General features: G+C 42.2%; 13 protein-coding genes. 9 read left to right on the forward strand and 4 right to left on the reverse strand.

Annotated features, from left to right (window positions below; all coding sequences use genetic code 11):
* Nucleotides 1–34: 34 nt before the first annotated feature.
* A complete protein-coding gene (locus KKC46_11075; GenBank protein ID MBU1054355.1) occupies nt 35–784 on the reverse strand; it encodes a heme-binding protein in 750 nt (249 codons plus the stop codon).
* Between the two features lie 1,516 nt (nt 785–2,300).
* Here KKC46_11075 and KKC46_11080 point away from each other — a divergent pair.
* From KKC46_11080 to KKC46_11120, 9 genes are all read left to right on the forward strand, one after another.
* Nucleotides 2,301–3,017, forward strand: a complete 717-nt coding sequence (locus KKC46_11080; GenBank protein ID MBU1054356.1) for a PEP-CTERM sorting domain-containing protein — start codon at nt 2,301–2,303, stop codon at nt 3,015–3,017.
* Nucleotides 3,018–3,435: 418 nt separating this feature from the next.
* Nucleotides 3,436–4,233, forward strand: a complete 798-nt coding sequence (locus tag KKC46_11085; GenBank protein ID MBU1054357.1) for a PEP-CTERM sorting domain-containing protein — start codon at nt 3,436–3,438, stop codon at nt 4,231–4,233.
* 1,148 nt (nt 4,234–5,381) lie between these two features.
* Entirely contained in the window at nt 5,382–6,197 is an 816-nt protein-coding gene (locus KKC46_11090) for a phosphate ABC transporter substrate-binding protein (protein ID MBU1054358.1), read from the forward strand.
* Nucleotides 6,198–6,209: 12 nt separating this feature from the next.
* On the forward strand, nt 6,210–7,103 hold the full coding sequence (gene pstC, locus KKC46_11095) for a phosphate ABC transporter permease subunit PstC (GenBank protein MBU1054359.1): 894 nt from the start codon (nt 6,210–6,212) through the stop codon (nt 7,101–7,103).
* Nucleotides 7,104–7,123: 20 nt separating this feature from the next.
* Nucleotides 7,124–8,023, forward strand: coding sequence for a phosphate ABC transporter permease PstA (gene pstA, locus KKC46_11100; protein MBU1054360.1), 900 nt, complete (start codon nt 7,124–7,126; stop codon nt 8,021–8,023).
* A 31-nt stretch (nt 8,024–8,054) separates the two neighbouring features.
* On the forward strand, nt 8,055–8,834 hold the full coding sequence (locus KKC46_11105) for a phosphate ABC transporter ATP-binding protein (GenBank protein MBU1054361.1): 780 nt from the start codon (nt 8,055–8,057) through the stop codon (nt 8,832–8,834).
* 15 nt (nt 8,835–8,849) lie between these two features.
* The gene (gene phoU, locus KKC46_11110) at nt 8,850–9,506 is read left to right on the forward strand and encodes a phosphate signaling complex protein PhoU (protein ID MBU1054362.1); all 657 of its coding nucleotides are present in this window, start codon (nt 8,850–8,852) and stop codon (nt 9,504–9,506) included.
* 424 nt (nt 9,507–9,930) lie between these two features.
* Nucleotides 9,931–10,293 carry a type II toxin-antitoxin system MqsR family toxin gene (locus KKC46_11115; GenBank protein MBU1054363.1) on the forward strand — a complete coding sequence of 121 codons (363 nt, stop codon included), beginning with the start codon at nt 9,931–9,933 and terminating at the stop codon, nt 10,291–10,293.
* Between the two features lie 23 nt (nt 10,294–10,316).
* Nucleotides 10,317–11,312 carry a DUF4065 domain-containing protein gene (locus KKC46_11120; protein MBU1054364.1) on the forward strand — a complete coding sequence of 332 codons (996 nt, stop codon included), beginning with the start codon at nt 10,317–10,319 and terminating at the stop codon, nt 11,310–11,312.
* A 98-nt stretch (nt 11,313–11,410) separates the two neighbouring features.
* On the opposite strand, the gene KKC46_11125 is transcribed toward KKC46_11120, so the two are convergent.
* From KKC46_11125 to KKC46_11135, 3 genes are read right to left on the reverse strand one after another with little or no spacing between them, the layout of a single operon-like run.
* Nucleotides 11,411–13,921, reverse strand: a complete 2,511-nt coding sequence (locus KKC46_11125; protein ID MBU1054365.1) for an N-6 DNA methylase — start codon at nt 13,919–13,921, stop codon at nt 11,411–11,413.
* Nucleotides 13,922–13,929: 8 nt separating this feature from the next.
* Nucleotides 13,930–14,610, reverse strand: a complete 681-nt coding sequence (locus KKC46_11130; GenBank protein MBU1054366.1) for a four helix bundle suffix domain-containing protein — start codon at nt 14,608–14,610, stop codon at nt 13,930–13,932.
* A 13-nt stretch (nt 14,611–14,623) separates the two neighbouring features.
* Nucleotides 14,624–17,164 carry a DEAD/DEAH box helicase family protein gene (locus KKC46_11135; protein MBU1054367.1) on the reverse strand — a complete coding sequence of 847 codons (2,541 nt, stop codon included), beginning with the start codon at nt 17,162–17,164 and terminating at the stop codon, nt 14,624–14,626.
* Nucleotides 17,165–17,260: the final 96 nt, after the last annotated feature.

Genomic DNA, 17,260 nt, shown 5'->3' on the forward strand with positions numbered 1-17,260 from the left:
TATATTGATGTTCCCGATATCTATTTTCTGCGGCTTACTTTTTCGATTGAACAGGGCGTGTTTTTGGCAAACCTTTGGCTATTTCTACTGCTTCAGGTGAGCATGCAGGATGCCCCCATCCGCCTGAACTAACACCATCAGTAATATCATAAACTATATTATCATCCTTATTTGGGCTCACACCAGCAGGCACATAGTCTAATTCGAGATTATGCCTGACTTTCCATGCAATGTTATGATCAGCGCATGAACTATCGCCACTAACCCCGATTGCTCCTATAAGCTTTCCATCTTTATTATACAGAGCCAAACCGCCGCCAAAAACGTTAACTCCTCCGATTTTCTTGCCAACCATAGGATCTTTTTTTGTACCGATTTCATCCGATGCCCCGCCATATGCTACTTTAGTATCAACCGGATTACTATGCTGTAAGCCATACAAACTGCCACCAGGCTGAACGGCAGTAAAAAGGTTTGCTGTAGATAATGATAAGCCAGGAAGGCTGAATCCATTTGCAGTATTTGCTTTTTGTGCTGAAATGGCACGGCTTCCCGGCCACTGGTCGCCTCTGTCATTACCGGAGAACACAACTGCTTTTACGACACCATCCCTGTCAACTATCGTTGCCCACATATTTAAACTAAACCCGCCGTTTTGTTCTTTTACAACATCTTTAAGAACTTTTTGAAGTTTGGAATATTTTGGTAATTCACCAGCATAACCGGTTGATACCAAAAAAATAAACGCTACCACAACAAAACTCGCAATTGTCTTTAACCGCATGAATCATTTCTCCTTTTAATTTATTAATATATTTAATATCAAACCCTATCTGTTTATATTTTTTATAGAATCACATTATTTTATTAACATTTTCTTATGCTATAATCTTCATCACCTCCTTTACTCCTTTATGCCGCTATAACCGCATTCTACTTCTTTTGTCAATATCTGCGTGAAAGCATCTCAGGGTAACCGCATTTAGAAATCAACCTGCCAGGACTTTCATAAGATAATCATTATCCCAACCAGCCCTATGTCGTTTTGATTTTATGCTCTTTTTCGGTGTTGCTTCTTTTTTAATCATATTCAAGGCAATATGTCTGAGCACAGCAAAGTTTTCCGGTTTTAAGTTGGCTGATAGCCTGAATCCAACTTAAAAAAGACAGCTCTGCAGGAAGCATAGTGGATAGGGTAAAACATCAGTTGAAAACCGTTCTTGTTGCCATGGCTGGCTTTGCCCTTTTCGATTGTGAAGTTTGCAACAAAACCCAAAAGGAGGTTGTATGAAAAGATATTTGTTTGTAGCATTTTAACCCGAAGCTACGTACTGGGTTATTACCGGGTTATTAATGGAAGAAACTTGCTCTTTCAATACGGTCTATCAGTGTTGTTTCTTAGGAGGTATGCTCATCGGCATGTTTTTGTTCTATTCCGCAAGTGCATCGGTTTCCCTTGTTACAGCGACATTTACTGTTCCTGTGGATTATACGAATGATCCAACGGGTTATATTTCTTCTCTTGGCATTTATCAAGGAATGCCAGCGGAAATCTTATAGTATCTTTTCCGGACATCGATCCAAATGCCTGCATTATTGGAAGTATGCCCTCAACCACTGTGCCTGTATCTGCTACAATATATCTCGTTGGTTCGGGTTTGCTCAGTCTTGTAGGATTGAGAAAAAGATTGAGAAAGGGGTAACCAAATCTATAAAGCCTGATACAACCGTTATTATGGAAAACCCACGTCTTATTTATAAGACAATCTATGAGATCCAAACGTAAATATCAGAAGTATAAACCATTAGTTTCAGATTTTGTAACATCCAGGCCTGCTTAAACTGCTGAGGCCGCCTGCTTCAGAAAATGCTTCTATTTGAGTGCCGATTTCACCGGCTATCTTGCTTCTGGGGACATGGCTTATTGAATTAGTTGCTATCCGCAGAAGTGCCTGAAACTAACGGAATTTTTTGTTTCAGATCTGTTGACTCTTGTTGTGTTGCCTGTTTTGTATAATCTTTTTATCCGTAATATTCACTGAAAGATAAAGGAAAAATAGGAATTTTGGAAGTAATAATCTTCTTTGAGGTTGGAGTGATGCCCTTGACCATATGGAGCAATATAATCTTCATTGATAAAAAAATTCCCATTTTTTGCTAATCTGTAAGCTATCTGTAGGTACCTTTGTATTATGTATACTTAAGCACATGGCGAAAAATCAGGTATTTCCAAACCTGTGTTGTTTTGGAGGGACTACCAATGTACTGAATGTAAATCTTAAATATAATGGAGGAAGAAAATGAAAAAGTTGATAATGGCAGTATTTCTAACTAGTTTGGTTATCGGTGTTGTTTCCCCTGCCTTTGCAGTTAATTTAACCAGTCTTACACTGGAGAAATCAACGGCTATAGGAGCCTGGACTAACGCGCCTGGCGGAATTTGGTCGTCAAACCTTGGTGATCCTTTTGCTCAGTTGGGTGTGAGGCAAAATGGGGTTTTCCTAAACACTCCTGGAAACGGGCTTGATCTCGGTGAAATTTCAATTGATCTATTGCCGGGACTTAACACTTTTGAGCTTTTCGGGACGTCAAGTACCGGTGGAAGCGATTATTACGGTTTAGCATTGTTTTTTGATCATAATGCTTCCCCTCCTGATATGGCCGTTTATAATTCAAATGGTTCATCAGGACCTTTTGCAGTGACTCCGGCAGGCACAACTATTTCGGGAAGCGCAAACGGTGGAATGTTTCCGGACATTGCGCCTGGCTCATCGATTTTCTCAGCCCCAGACGGCTCTACAGTGGAATTAGTTGGTTTTAATGTTGTATATGACGCATCAAACATAGTAGATATAGTTAGCTGGGGAAATATTGCAGCTGATGGTTATGTCGATACACATGCAGTTCTGGAACTGAACTATACCCCAGTACCCGTGCCTGGTACTATGCTCCTTTTGAGTTCTGGGCTAATTAGTCTTATAGGATTCAGAAAAAAATTTAAGAATAATTGTAAATAATCGTAATAGCAACTAAGGCTATGGCGATAAAGGGTATAACAACTACGGCTACGCTTTAGCCGTTACGATGGCAGTTCGTCCCGGCGATGTATCCGCCGTGCCCATACCTGGAGCGGTCTGGCTATTTGGTTCTGGCTTAGCTGGTCTCATCGGCGAACGCAGGAAGAAAAAGTAGAAATATTTTTAACCCAAAGGCAGCCTCAAGGAAGCCCTGCCTTTCGTATTTATCGGCATTGCCGAGCGGGTCAACGCAGACGGCGGGAAGCAGCGTTGCGATAGTCGCGTCCAAGTTCAGTGGACGCCACTGGTTACTCTTGGGTTGCACATAAGTAATTACAGTTATAGTATTGCATAATATATTTATTTAGCTTCACTCCGTATATAATCTTTATTGTTAGCCTTTGAAAGGAGGAATGATATGTGTAAGAAATTTGTGTGCTTTTGCTTCGTATTAGTTATCGTTTCTTTTGCAGGTAGTGTTATGGCTGCCCCATCTCCATATGCCTATAGTCTGGATCGCTTCCAGGTTATAGGTAATCTCCCTGGAAACATCATTGATGAGTTCAATGATGAGAGTATCGCCCCCAATTGGGAGGTTTATGATCCTACAGTGGTTGAATCAGGCGACATGGTAACCTTTAGAAATCCAGGAACTGTTGGTCAAATCACCCCCAATATCTCTTCAGAAATGAGCTATATTGGCTCTATGTTCAATATGGAAGACGGAGCCGGCGACTATGAAGGGACCTCAACATGGACGAATGGTATTCCTGGTATTAACCAATTTTACCTTATGGGTATGAGTGGCTCTGAAGAAGATATTAGTATTAGCTTTGCCAATTTTGGCCCTGCGATGTCGGAATTATTTGGCATTCCCACAGGTCCTGTGATCTTGTTTGACAGATTCAAAGATGTTGAAACTGGGGACTTTGACACACAAGCGATGCGGGTCATGCCAAGTGATATCACAGGTAACATTCTACTACGATTAAGCTTTGATGATGTTGATAAACTTTACACAGGAACATATAGTCTCGATGGTGGCGCGACGTTTCTCGAACCATTCGCACCGATTGCCCCGAGTGATGCCAGTTCGGCTCCCAACTGGTATCTTGGTGCAGAGTCGTTTGAAGTGCAAGCTGTCCCTATTCCTTCCACTCTGCTCTTATTAGGCTCTGGATTAGTATTCATGTTTTCTAAGCGGAATAAGCGTTAGAGAGATGTCATTATTATGTTGTGAGCTAACATGGGGCTTGATTGAGACCGCTCGTAACCTCGCGTCTCATAAGCCCCTGCGTTAGATTCTAAAATATGGTTAATCAAATGAGCCAGTTTCAAAACTCCCCTTTTTGGCCGATCTTAAGCGTTGGGCTCAAATTTCGCACGAAGTGACACGTAGTGAAGCATAAGCGCTAACCTTTAGCGCTATCCTCGAAATACTAAATGTATTCCTGTGGTTGAAATTTTCGCTCGCCTTGAGCTTGACCAAACTGAAACGTTTTGAAAGTGGCTCAAGCAATTAACTGAGCGCCATAACCTGCAAACTCAAATCAATTTATAAGTAAAATTCATGTTATTCGGGATGTAAAGGTTATGCTGGAATGACCTTGTGTTTCATACAGAGGAGCCGTATTATAAACTGTTTTATTGTTTTCGGCACAACGAAGCTGTTCTTTGATGATTACTTTGGAATAGTGTTTGGCAAGTGTTGCAATCAATGGATTTTTGTCTGTTTTTGTCGAACTTGGGTTAAGGACATTGAATCCCCCTGGTCCCTGGCAGAGATTGTCTACCAGCACCATGAATTATATAATCACAGCTATTTGATTATAATGGTAATTTTCACCGGACTGCGGAATCCAAACTCACAGCTTTCGATGTCTTTCAGCATCCTGATCGTCGGTGTCGGCGCCGTTTTTATGAATCATCAGCTTAATTTCTGCCTAAACGGAATCCGGGCAACATAATCGAGGGCGTGGTGATCACAAAGCATATTTATGACAATCGCTATAAACTTATTAATTTCTAACTATACCTTAATTCTTTTCTAACAATCATACTCTATATTCATTGATATCAAATCACTTTGGATTTTGAAACCAGAGGGATTATAAGCAACAGGGTAACCGCATTTAGCTTTTTCTTAAAAATTAATTTGATTAACTTATTATTGTTGGGTTCATTTAAAATCGGAAAAACTATTAAAGAACATATTAATTCCAATTGCGGTTACCCTGTTATAGGCAATGATATTATGAAATAAGGGGGGTGGTAATGATTTTAACTCATATCTAATACTATTCTAACAAAATTCTAACAAATAACTGTAATATTGCCATCTAAATAATTGGAGGAGAAATTATTATGAAAAAATCAGTTTTTATAAGTGTTATTTTAGTAGTGTTGTTTTGTACAGCCGGTATTGTTTTTGCCGGTAAAGTGGTTATCAAAGGCTCAACAACGGTTTTGCCGATAGCCCAAAAAACAGCCGAAGCTTTTATGAAAGAAAATCCTGAGGTTTCCATTTCAATTTCAGGCGGTGGTTCAGGTAACGGCATGAAAGCCCTTATTGACAAAACAACAGATATTGCAGACAGCTCGCGGTTTATTAAAGATAAAGAAGTAAAGCTGGCTATGGAAAAAGGCGTTTATCCGGTTCCTTTTGCAGTTGCTTATGATTGTATTGTGCCTGTAGTACATACCTCAAATCCGGTTAAAGATATCAGCATAGATAAACTGAAAGATGTTTATCAGGGCAAAATTAAGAACTGGAAGGAATTAGGCGGAGACGACAGGAAGGTAGTGGTAATTTCCCGCGATACTTCTTCAGGTACTTATGAAGTATGGGAAGACAAAGTAATGAAAAAGGAAAGAGTGTATCCCGGCGCTTTATTGCAGGCCTCCAATGGCGCTGTTGCCCAGGCTGTTTCCAAAAATAAAAATGCTATCGGATACATCGGTGTAGGGTATATAAACAAGGATGTAAAGCCTTTGACGGTAAACGGTATACAAGGCAATCCCAAAACCACTCTTGAAGGTTCATACCCTATAAGCAGAGCTCTTTATATGTTTACGCCTGGCTGGCCGGAAGGTGATGTGGCTAATTTTATCAACTATGTTTTAAATCCGGAAAAAGGTCAAAAACTGGTTGAAGAAGTTGGATTTGTACCTTTATATTAGAGAATTATGGAAATGATAAATATCCGGCAATTTAAAGATAAATGGCTGCATCGCTTGTTTTTTTGTATTGCGACAGCATCTATTGCAATTCTTGTTATGATTTCATTGTTTCTTTTTATGGAAGGGCTGCCAATTTTTCAAAAGGTAAGTGTCACCGATTTTATATTTGGTAAATACTGGTATCCCACTTCAGATCCACCGGATTTTGGAATATTCCCATTAATTATAGGTTCAATTGCAGTTACTGTTATTTCGGCCATGATGTCAATCCCTTTAGGGGTGATGACTGCAATATATCTGGCCGAAATAGCTTCAAGTAAAGTCAGAGAAATCGTAAAACCTGTTGTAGAGCTTCTTGCCGCTTTACCTTCTGTAGTAATTGGATTTTTTGGAATGGTTGTTGTTGCTCCATTTTTACAAAACATTTTAGATGTTCCAACCGGCTTGAATTTATTTAATGCCGCTTTAATGCTTGCCTTTATGTCGATACCTACAATTTGCAGCATATCCGAAGATGCCATTTTCAGTGTTCCTGTAGCATTAAAAGAAGCCTCATTATCTTTAGGCGCCACACACTGGGAAACGATTATCAGGGTTATTTTGCCGGCCTCAATTTCAGGGATCAGTACAGCAGTTATACTTGGTATGTCACGGGCAATCGGAGAAACTATGGTTGTATTAATGGTAGCAGGCGGCGCTGCAATGATTCCAACCGGCATTTTTGATCCGGTTCGACCGATGCCGGCAAGTATAGCAGCTGAAATGGCGGAAGCGCCATTTCGCGGCGATCATTACTATGCCCTTTTTGCAACCGGAATCGTGCTTTTTCTTTTTACTCTTATGTTTAACCTGATTGCCGATCATATTGCAAATAAGTATAGGCAAACGGGTGAGGCATCCCTATAAACCGATAATAGGAAACAGGCATGGATGCCAAAGCAGACCGGAACATAGCCAAAAAAGCAGCACCCTATTTAAGGCGAAAACGTGTACTTACTCAAACAATCACGTTTTTTTTCTTTCGCTCTGCTGCATTGATTAATGGATTGGCGTTAATTATTATACTCTATTTTGTTATATCCAATGGCTGGAGGGCTATTAACTGGACGTTTTTATCACAGCCGCCTATGGATTCCATGACAAAAGGAGGTATATTCCCCTGTATTGTAGGTACATTGGCTTTAAGTATCGGGGCTTTGATTTTCTCTTTTCCAATCGGGGTGTCATCTGCTATTTATCTTAATGAATATGCACGACCGGGGCGCGTCTTAAGAATAATCCGCCTTGGAATTAATAATCTTGCAGGTGTGCCATCAGTGGTTTTCGGACTTTTCGGGCTTGCATTCTTTGTAATTTATCTTAAACTTGGAGTCAGCCTGCTGGCTGGTGCTCTTACATTGGGCGTGATGAATCTTCCCATAGTTATCGGAGCATCAGAAGAAGCATTAAAGGGTGTTCCGAAATCATACAGGGAAGCTTCGCTGGGTTTGGGTGCCACTAAACTGCAAACAATATTTAGAGTAGTATTGCCTGCGGCGCTACCAGGCATCTTAACAGGCGCGATACTTGGAATAGGAAGGGCGGCAGGTGAAACTGCCCCGATTATGTTTACAGCCGCCGTCTTTTTTTCACCGCGCCTGCCCAAATCGGTTTTTGATGAAATCATGGCATTACCCTATCATATTTATGTTCTTGCTACTGCCGGAACGGAAATTGAAAAAACCCGGCCTTTGCAATATGGTACTTCTTTAGTGCTGATAGCGCTTGTGCTTGGGATAAATCTTGTGGCAATTATTTACCGTTCACGTCTCAGGCGAAAAAGATAGTAATCATAAAATAAGGAACGGAATTTTGAGTATAACTGATAAAACAGATACGAATAAGACTTTAAAAATAGCATCAAAAAACCTTAATTTTTTTTATGGTAAATTTAAAGCTCTTAATAACATATCACTGGAATTTTATGAAAATCAGGCTTTTGCCCTTATAGGGCCGTCCGGCTGCGGGAAAAGTACATTTCTTCGGTGTTTAAACCGTATGAATGATTTGATTCCGCATTCGCGTGTGGAAGGCGAGTTGCTTTTGGACGGAGAAAATATTTATGCACCTTCTGTTGATGTGGTTTCCCTGAGAAGCCGCATTGGTATGGTTTTTCAGAAGCCAAATCCTTTTCCCAAAACCATTTTTGAAAATGTAGCTTATGGGCTCAGAGTCCAGGGTATTCGCGATAAGGCTTTTCTCGAAGAAAGTGTTATCAAATCTCTCAAACGCTCGGCATTGTGGGATGAAGTAAAAGACAGATTGCATGCATCTGCGTTAGGGCTATCGGGCGGGCAGCAGCAGCGTTTATGTATTGCAAGAGCTTTAGCGGTTGAGCCTGAAGTACTGCTTATGGATGAGCCCTGTTCGGCCTTAGATCCGATTGCCACACAGAAGATTGAAGAACTGATTAATGAATTAAAAGAATTCTTTACCATTATAATTGTTACCCATAACATGCAGCAAGCTGCAAGAGTTTCCGATATTACCGCATTTTTTTATATGGGAGAACTCATCGAGGTCGGAGATACGGATACACTTTTTACCCGGCCGAAATTAAAAAAAACGCAAGATTATATTACAGGTCGATTCGGTTGAAAATGAGGTGATTAAATGACTAAACGTTTTGAAAAAGAACTTGAAAAGATTAAAAAACTGATTCTTTCTCTTGGCGCCATGGCTGAAGAAGAATTTCGGATGGCTGTTAAAGCCATCGAATTAAAGGATGCTGAAATTGCCCAAAAAATTATTAAAAATGATTATAAAATAGATGATATGGAAGTAGAGATTGAAGAAGAATGCCTTAAAGTTTTGGCACTGCATCAGCCTGTGGCAGTTGATTTGCGATTTATTGTAGCAGTGATAAAAATAAATAATGACCTTGAAAGAATTGGCGATGAAGCAGTCAATATAGCCGAGCGTGTAGAAAGTCTGGCAAAACGTAAAAGCACAAGCTATTACTATGATTATTCTACAATGTCTGCAAAAGTTGAAACAATGTTAAAAATGAGCCTGGATGCGCTGGTAAATCTGGATATAGATATAGCCTTTAAAGTACTGACAAAAGATGATGAAGTTGATGCTATTCAAAGTGAGGTTTACCGGATTACAAAACAGGCCCTGCAAAAAAATAACGATGATGTAGCTTATTTAATTAATCAGTTTTTAATTTCACGTCATCTTGAAAGAATTGCAGATCATGCCACAAATATTGCAGAAGAAGTAATCTATCTTGTTGAGGGTGAAATAGTAAGGCACGGGAGATATTAGCGTCATATTTTATATTCCTTGAATCCCTCCAGTAATTGCCGGAATGAAGAGGGCTTGGATTTTTCAAAGCTCACTTCGACCATGTAAGCAAAGTCGTATTTTATATCTCTTTGTGCCAAGTTGATGTCTTCACATCATTGCTACTTCTTCCTTGTAGTGATCATTTCGGTGACGCCAACGAAATGATCTTCGATTCGGAACCACCGTTAATACAGGGAAGCTTTACCTTTTTAATGCAACCTTGAAATTGCGGTACTTATCGAATAGGACTCTGATATCAATCTGATTTTATCAGTTATTCCTTCATCCTTAACATAATTTAATATATGATAATATATCATATGATAAATCTGTTGACTTATTTATCATATGATATATTATCATAATAAACGTTCACATTATTCAATCAAACGGAGATTGCTTTTTGGAAATACCGCTCGAATTCAGAGTTGCACTATTTTTAAAAGAATTCAAAGAGATAGTTACGACAGGAAGAGGTTTGGACATCGTTGACCGCCGGGAGAATATTAAATCTTTATTGGAGCTTGGGCTTACCAAAAAGCATTGTGTAGAGGAAATTTTAAGTCTTTCTGTGGAAAATTATTATGGTGGTCCTAAGCAAGATACAGATCGACCTGGAACTATCTGGAAATTTGGCAAAAAAATTGATGGGGATAAGATTTATATCAAATTAAAAATAGCTGCGGTGGGTACTGAAAAAATTGCCAAGTGCATCTCATTTCATAAGGCAAAATCACCATTAAGTTTTCCATTGGAAAAGAAATAATAAATATAGAAAGGAGGGTAGAGATGAAAGGTCTGTGCCCAAATTGTGAAAAAATTACTGATTTGAATGTAATGAAAACAAAAGAAACATTCAATGTTAAAAATGAACCTATAGAAGTTGATGTTGAATACTACAAATGTATGGAATGTGAAAAAGAATTTGAAGATCCCCGTGCGAAAAATGACCCGTTAGAAAAAGCCTACAGAGAATATAGAAATAGGCATAAAATGGTACACCCTGAAGAAATTCGTAATTTACGAAAGCATTATGGTCTGACACAAAGAGAATTGAGTAGAATAATCGGATGGGGAGGCGCTACACTAAGCCGTTATGAAAATGGCGCACTACAAGATGTAACACATGATAGATTCTTGCAACTATTAAAAAAACCGGAGAATCTGCAAAGTCTTATTGTAAATAATATTGATTTACTGCTTGATGAAAAAAAAGAACATATCTTGTCAGTGCTTTCATCTGAAATTGGAGAATCGTGTTCTATACCGGAATTTGTAAATGAACATTTTAGTAAATATGAGCCTGAAATTGATAGCGGATTTAATAAACTGAATTTGGATAAACTGTTTGAAGCGATAAAGTTTTTCGCAACTGGAGGTGTATTTAAAACAAAGCTTAATAAGCTATTATACTATGCAGATTTCAAACATTATAAAGAATATGCTGTTTCAATTACCGGTGTAAGATATAAACATCTTCCTCATGGTCCTGTTCCGGATAATTACGAACATTATTTTGCAATTTTAATTCATAATGAAAAAGTAATCCAACCCAGAGAAGTTGAATACGATGATTTTGTCGGCGAAGAATTGCATTCACAAAAGGAACCGGATACATCTGTTTTTAAAACAAGTGAATTGGAGATACTTGGCTTTGTAAAAAGTTATTTCAAAAAATATACTACCAAAGCTATTAGAGATTTTTCGCACAACGAGAGAGGATATAAAGAGACCGAAAACGGGGAAACAATTTCATATAAATATGCGGATGATCTTCAAATTTAACATATGGCATCTCACATAAAGGCAATATATTCTTGCTCCTTCTGGCTTTTGAAAGAGAGTGGAAGATTATTGTTCAGTTCTGATGCTTCTTCCATGGCTCACGCCTTTGCCTGGGCCGGTTTATCCTCGCCCCAAATTCGGGATAAGGTGTTCTGGATCTTTTTCTCGAAACAGGCAATCAACTTACGGTTGGCACCGACCAGCTTTTGCTCGGTTTCGATTTCAGTGACAATGGCTTGTTGCGTGGCGAGGGGTGGGAGTGCAATCTTGAACTTGCGAATCTGATCGGTTGTTAGGTTCTTAAATACTGCTCCTACTGATTGAGAACCATGGCTGGCGTGGAGAGCTAACAACGCAAAGTAGAGATACTCAGGGAGCACATCTTTTCTCAATTCACGAAGGCCCACGAAACCGTCATGAATACACGCGTCGATTGCCAATATCGTAGGTAGCCCAGGATTTCCGCTCACAGTAATGATTACCTCGCCCTTCTCCATTGGGCGGCTTTTTGTGGCCCCTTCCTCAGTGAGTGAGTCTATTCTTGGGGTAGTATACATGCCATCGCGAGTGATGTCTGCCACCATCAATCGTGGAACGGGGCCTCCGAAAAACTTCGGATCGCCTTGCGGGCGCGGAGAACTTCCGCGTACGATGGTACTAATTGTCTCAAGCTCTACTATCGGCCAGTCGGGATGGATGGGGATGTGGGGGCGGTAGTTGTCTATGACAGCTTTGGCACCATCGATGACTTTCTGGTAACCCTTGATTTCCGCCACGATCTCCTTCTGCACCTCCAGCGGCGGCAGGGGGATTTTAACTTCACGCACAATTTTGCTGTTAAGATTGTTGACTACCCCACCCGTGGCAGTCCTCTCGAATTGGGCGAATATTGGTTTTGAACCGAGGATGTTATAGAGAAAGTCTTGGTCCAAACTTTCAGACTGATCGCGAAGAAGAAGCCAACCGTCATGAATATACCCCTCTATGGCCATGATATAGGGTCGCCCGAAACTCATTGAATTAGAGAGGATAAAGTCTCCCGGTTTTACACGTCGCGACTTCGTTGCACCGTCTGGAGTAATCCGCTCCTTTGTTGTAGTGATGTATTTAGAGCCGATTTCAGCATCTCCTATCTTGATCCAGTTCACGCCGTTAGGGGCATCGGTAATGAAGTCGTGAATTGGCCGGGGGGAAGCTCCTCTTTCCACCACACAAAGATCGCCGATTGAAACAAGTGGCCACTTCAAACCCACATTGGTTAAAGCATCCCGATACCTTTCCCTACTTAGGTTGTGTTCCCCATTCGCCATGATTTTTTTCTTCTCCACGATTAGCCCAAACGAGAGCTGAAGATCTTCGACCGATTCTCCGGCCTGAAGGCGTTGCAGGTATTCTCCAATTTCGGCTTGGGCTTGTGGCAGATCGTTCTTATTTATCTCACGCCGTTGTGCACCAAGGCCGAAGCCATCATTTTCGACTTTGAAGAAGGCGATGGTGTTAATTCTTTTAGCCAATGACTTGTCGAGGATCAGAATCGAGGTTTTAACGCCTGAATAGGGTTGAAATACACCTGCCGGGAGTGAAACCACGACGACAAGGGACTCCTCCATCAGCATCTTACGTAATTGTTTGTAAGCATTCTGGCTTTGGAAGATAATTCCCTCCGGCACAATGATACCGGCGCGGCCTGTGGGCGTGAGGTGTTCGGCCATATAATCCACAAACAAAACCTCGCTACGCTTGGACTGCACTGAAAAGCGGTTGTGCGGCTTGATACCGCCTTTTGGTGACATGAAAGGCGGATTAGCAAGGATCACGTCAGCGTATTCATTCCAGCGATCCTGGCTGGTAAGAGTATCATACTCATAAATATGCGGATCGGCAAAGCCATGCAGATAGAGGTTTACCAAAGACAGGCGAACCATGTCGGGTGAAATGTCATAGCCTTTAAAGTTTTGTGCCAGACGCCCTTTGTCATCAGGTGTCAGGTTAGTATTGCCCTTTGCATCAGTATTGGCCTTGAGGATGTGCTTGTAGGACGAGATCAGAAATCCGGCGGTGCCGCAGGCCGGGTCAAGCACGGTCTCAGTCTTCTTCGGGTCTATAATTTCGACCATAAAATCTATGATGTGACGAGGGGTGCGGAACTGACCGGCATCACCCTGGGAACCAAGCACAGAAAGTAAATACTCGAATGCATCTCCTAATCGTTCGCTGTGGTCATAAGAGAACTCATCAATGACCTTAAGAAACATCTTTAGAGTTTCAGGGTCGCGGTAGGGTAGATAGGCGTTTTTAAATATATCGCGGAAAAGGAGCGGTATGCCGGGATTTTCCGGCATTTTGGTAATGGCTTCGGCATAGAGGTTCAGGATCTCAAAGCCCCCCAGGCCGGAGTGCATAAGCTTGGCCCATCCGTATCGGGAAAACTCACCCTCAAAAAATTTGCGCTTGCCGCCTAACTCCTCACTCCCAGCATCCATGTCATCCATGAATTTGTAAATCAGAGCAATGGTGATCTGTTCTACCTGGCTTTTGGGGTCGGGCACTTTTCCCACGAGGATGTCTCGGGCTGTATCAATTCGGCGTTTGGTGTCGGTATCAAGCATGGTTTTCCTTAATCATTAGTGGACGGAGTTGACTTAGTGGACCGGATGGACACAGGGCGTGATGACCGTTTTTGTGAACGCACGCGGTAGAGTCGTTCGGTGAAACCACCTTCAGTTTCGAAGGCTTTTGCCTGTGCGGCAATTTGGCGGTCAAGCAGGCTACAGGCGACCGCAAGCAGTACCAGAGCAGCGTTGGCAGCAAGCTCGGGATAAGTGGACATTGTGGACTTTGTTGACGGGGTGGACGGTTGTTTCAGTCCATTCTGTCCACTGTGTCGACTTCGTCTACAATCATGCTCTTCCTTCACCCAGGCAGCCACTTCATCGGCTGTTTTACACCTGCGGTCAATCAGGCTCTGCCTGCGGGGATCGCTACGATCCCATATAGGCAGACCGCGCTGGCGCAAAAAATCTTCATAGTCAAGCTTTAGTTCTTCCAGACTGGCGCGCGCTACATTAGTGAGCTTGAGTTCGGTTTTCTTCGAAGTTCCGGAAGCCTGGCTTCCTTCGGCGATATTCTGGACACCAGATCGTGCGGCTTGTACCATCTGGTCGCGGGTACGGCTGTACTTGTCGATATAACGGTCACAAAAACGTGCTGTGATGTCGAAAACCAGTTGCGCCACCTGAAAGCTCTTGAGTTTTCGGTAGCCGCCATGCTTTGGAATTAAAGGTTCATTGGTAGCCATATCTTTCAATCTCTCATGCCGCAAACTGGTTCAGGGAAACATAGTCCTTGACGTATTCCGGTATGATTTTGCGGTACTTTTCAGGTACGGCGCGAAAGTCGCGGGTGGAAAAGACCGGGTTGGTGGCCAGATCTGTGAAATGCTTGCTTTCGATGATATGTCGCACCTGATCGCTGGTAACGTAAGCCTTGAAGAAGGTCTTAATGGCCGGGATAGCTTCAGGTTCTTCGGGTTTAGTATCGGCAACAAACTTGGCGAATTCTTCTTCAAGTAGCTCATCCTTGGATTTGAAACTCGGAATGAGGCCGAAAATCTTTTCGAGAATCTCCCGCAATGTCAGACGGCGATCCACAGCAGCGGCTTTGCGCAACTTATCGAGATTATAATATTCCTCAGGTTTGTCGAATACCTCGCGGTTTACATAGTCAATTACACGATCCCACTGTCCTGCTTCTACGCTTTTTATTATGAAATCATTTTCCCGCACCGTATCCCCGAATTTTTCGAAGAACATCCGGTCGATTTTCATTCCCTCAAAACCGATAACCTCTTCCTTTATAGATGCGAGAATGTCCGCACCCAAATGCTCGTAAGCGCCGCAAACCACCACCGGACCGTCTTTTCCTTCTCTTTCTTTACTTTTGTTTTTGAACTTGGGAAGCTTCAGAACCTCATCGTAGTTGAATTTCTCCTCGAAATACTCGCAGGTTGCGAAGAAATCGAAGAGCTTGAATGTGGTTTTCTGCGGCTGCACTATGCCATCCTTGAAGCTATCGTCGAAAAGCTGTTCAAGAAAATTGTGCTTGCGGGTTCCGCGGCCTTTGATCTGAATGAAGTCGGTTGGTGAAAAAATTGGCCGAAACAGACCAAGGTTTAAGATATCAGTACAATCATACCCGGTAGTCATCATACCGACTGTAACGCAGATACGTGCCTTGCTGGTCTTATATGCGGGCAAAAAATTAGCTGAACCGAGCAGGTTGTTGTTGGTAAAATTGATGGTGAATTGCTGGGCATCGGGAATCTTTGAGGTGACCTGCACGGCAAAGTCAGACTGGTATTTGCCTGGAAACATACGGTTGGCCATTTGGTTGAGAATCTGCACAAGTTTAGATGCATGATCCTGGCTTACAGCGAAGATTATGGACTTTCCTATTTCGCTGCTGACCGGATCACGCAGAGCGTTTTCCAGGAAAGTCTTGCAGAATAACTGGTTGGTGGCTTCGGCAAAGAAGCGTTTCTCAAACTCACGCTGTTTGAAGGCTTCCTTTTGGTCTTCACCGGCATCGTCGGTGAAAGAGACGATAAACCCTTCTTTGGAAAGCAATTCAGTAGTGATCTCGGTACGGGCATCCACTACTGTTGGGTTAATCAAAAAACCCTCTTTTACTCCATCAAGCAACGAATAGCGGTAAGTAGGCTGACTATTTTCACAACCGAATGTGCGGTATGTATCCAGCATCAGCCGTCGCTCTGCTTCGCGCGGATCTCGGGTAGTGGAAGTTGTCTTGTTAAATCGTTTGAGATAGTCGCGTGGAGTGGCGGTTAGACCGAGTTTATAACCAATGAAATAGTCGAATACGGCACGGGCATTACCGCCGATGGAACGGTGAGCCTCATCAGAGATTACAAGGTCAAAATCGGTCGGTGAGAAGAGCCTCTGGTATTTGTTGTTGAAGAGCAGCGACTGCACCGTGGTAACAACGATTTCAGCCCGCCGCCAGTCATCACGATTTTCTTTGTAAATTACTGTCTGAAAATCGGCAGACAGCAGCGCCTTAAAGGCCTTTCTGGCCTGGTCTTCCAGTTCTAAACGATCCACCAGAAAAAGAACGCGCCTGGCATTGCCGGACTTAAGAAAGAGCTTGATTACTGCGGCGGCTGTGAGCGTCTTTCCCGTACCTGTAGCCATCTCGAAAAGGAATCGGTCTTTACCATCCTTAACTGCCCTTTGCAGGGAATAAATAGCCTTCAATTGATAGGGCCGCAAAAAACGCAATTTGTTGGTCTGGATATATCCGGGACGCTCAGCCTCGTTACGCCACGCTGCTTCAGATTGGTAGTTCGGGCGTTGGGTCAGCACGATGTAGTCATCGCCGACCTGATCATTGACGAGGCGTTTCGGGTTGGGGGTCACTTGCTGATAGCCGGTCACAGAATCCGGTGTGGGAAAGGATGTAATAATGTATGGGTTGCCTCGCTCCAGATCCCAGAAGTAATGCAGGTTGCCGTTTGAAAGGATCACGAAGCGGCAATTCATGGATCTGGCATATTTGCGGGCCTGTTCCTTACCAATGAGTGGATTCTTGTCTTCTGATTTGGCCTCAAGAATAATGAGAGGAAAGCCTTTTGCATCCAGCATCAAAAAATCAATAAAGCCCTTCTTCGTCTTCTCGAAGTTTTCTCCAAGCGCTTCAAGATCTGAGGACTTGATTGTCACGCTTGGTTCAAGGCAGATGTTGGCGGGTATATTCCCCTCCGCAAAAAAACGCCAACCTGCTGATTCGAGCAGCTTGTTTATCTTGATACGGGCTGTGGCTTCTTTGTTTGCCATTCGGTTTCCCAGTTGTTGCTATGTTTGCTTAAGCGTATAACATGCTAAATATATATAGTATTTCAAATCAGATTCTGAAAAAATATGTTCATAGAG

It is taken from the genome of Pseudomonadota bacterium (assembly GCA_018817425.1).
Classification (GTDB): Bacteria; Desulfobacterota; Desulfobacteria; order Desulfobacterales; family RPRI01; genus RPRI01.

Bases quoted from the DNA above. Each gene is read 5' to 3' on its own strand.
- pstA (MBU1054360.1), top strand. From the start codon at position 7,124: ATGGATGCCAAAGCAGACCGGAACATAGCCAAAAAAGCAGCACCCTAT.
- KKC46_11085 (MBU1054357.1), top strand. From the start codon at position 3,436: ATGTGTAAGAAATTTGTGTGCTTTTGCTTCGTATTAGTTATCGTTTCT.
- KKC46_11130 (MBU1054366.1), bottom strand. From the start codon at position 14,610: ATGGCTACCAATGAACCTTTAATTCCAAAGCATGGCGGCTACCGAAAA.
- KKC46_11135 (MBU1054367.1), bottom strand. From the start codon at position 17,164: ATGGCAAACAAAGAAGCCACAGCCCGTATCAAGATAAACAAGCTGCTC.
- KKC46_11120 (MBU1054364.1), top strand. From the start codon at position 10,317: ATGAAAGGTCTGTGCCCAAATTGTGAAAAAATTACTGATTTGAATGTA.
- KKC46_11125 (MBU1054365.1), bottom strand. From the start codon at position 13,921: ATGCTTGATACCGACACCAAACGCCGAATTGATACAGCCCGAGACATC.
- KKC46_11075 (MBU1054355.1), bottom strand. From the start codon at position 784: ATGCGGTTAAAGACAATTGCGAGTTTTGTTGTGGTAGCGTTTATTTTT.
- pstC (MBU1054359.1), top strand. From the start codon at position 6,210: ATGATAAATATCCGGCAATTTAAAGATAAATGGCTGCATCGCTTGTTT.
- KKC46_11090 (MBU1054358.1), top strand. From the start codon at position 5,382: ATGAAAAAATCAGTTTTTATAAGTGTTATTTTAGTAGTGTTGTTTTGT.
- phoU (MBU1054362.1), top strand. From the start codon at position 8,850: ATGACTAAACGTTTTGAAAAAGAACTTGAAAAGATTAAAAAACTGATT.
- KKC46_11080 (MBU1054356.1), top strand. From the start codon at position 2,301: ATGAAAAAGTTGATAATGGCAGTATTTCTAACTAGTTTGGTTATCGGT.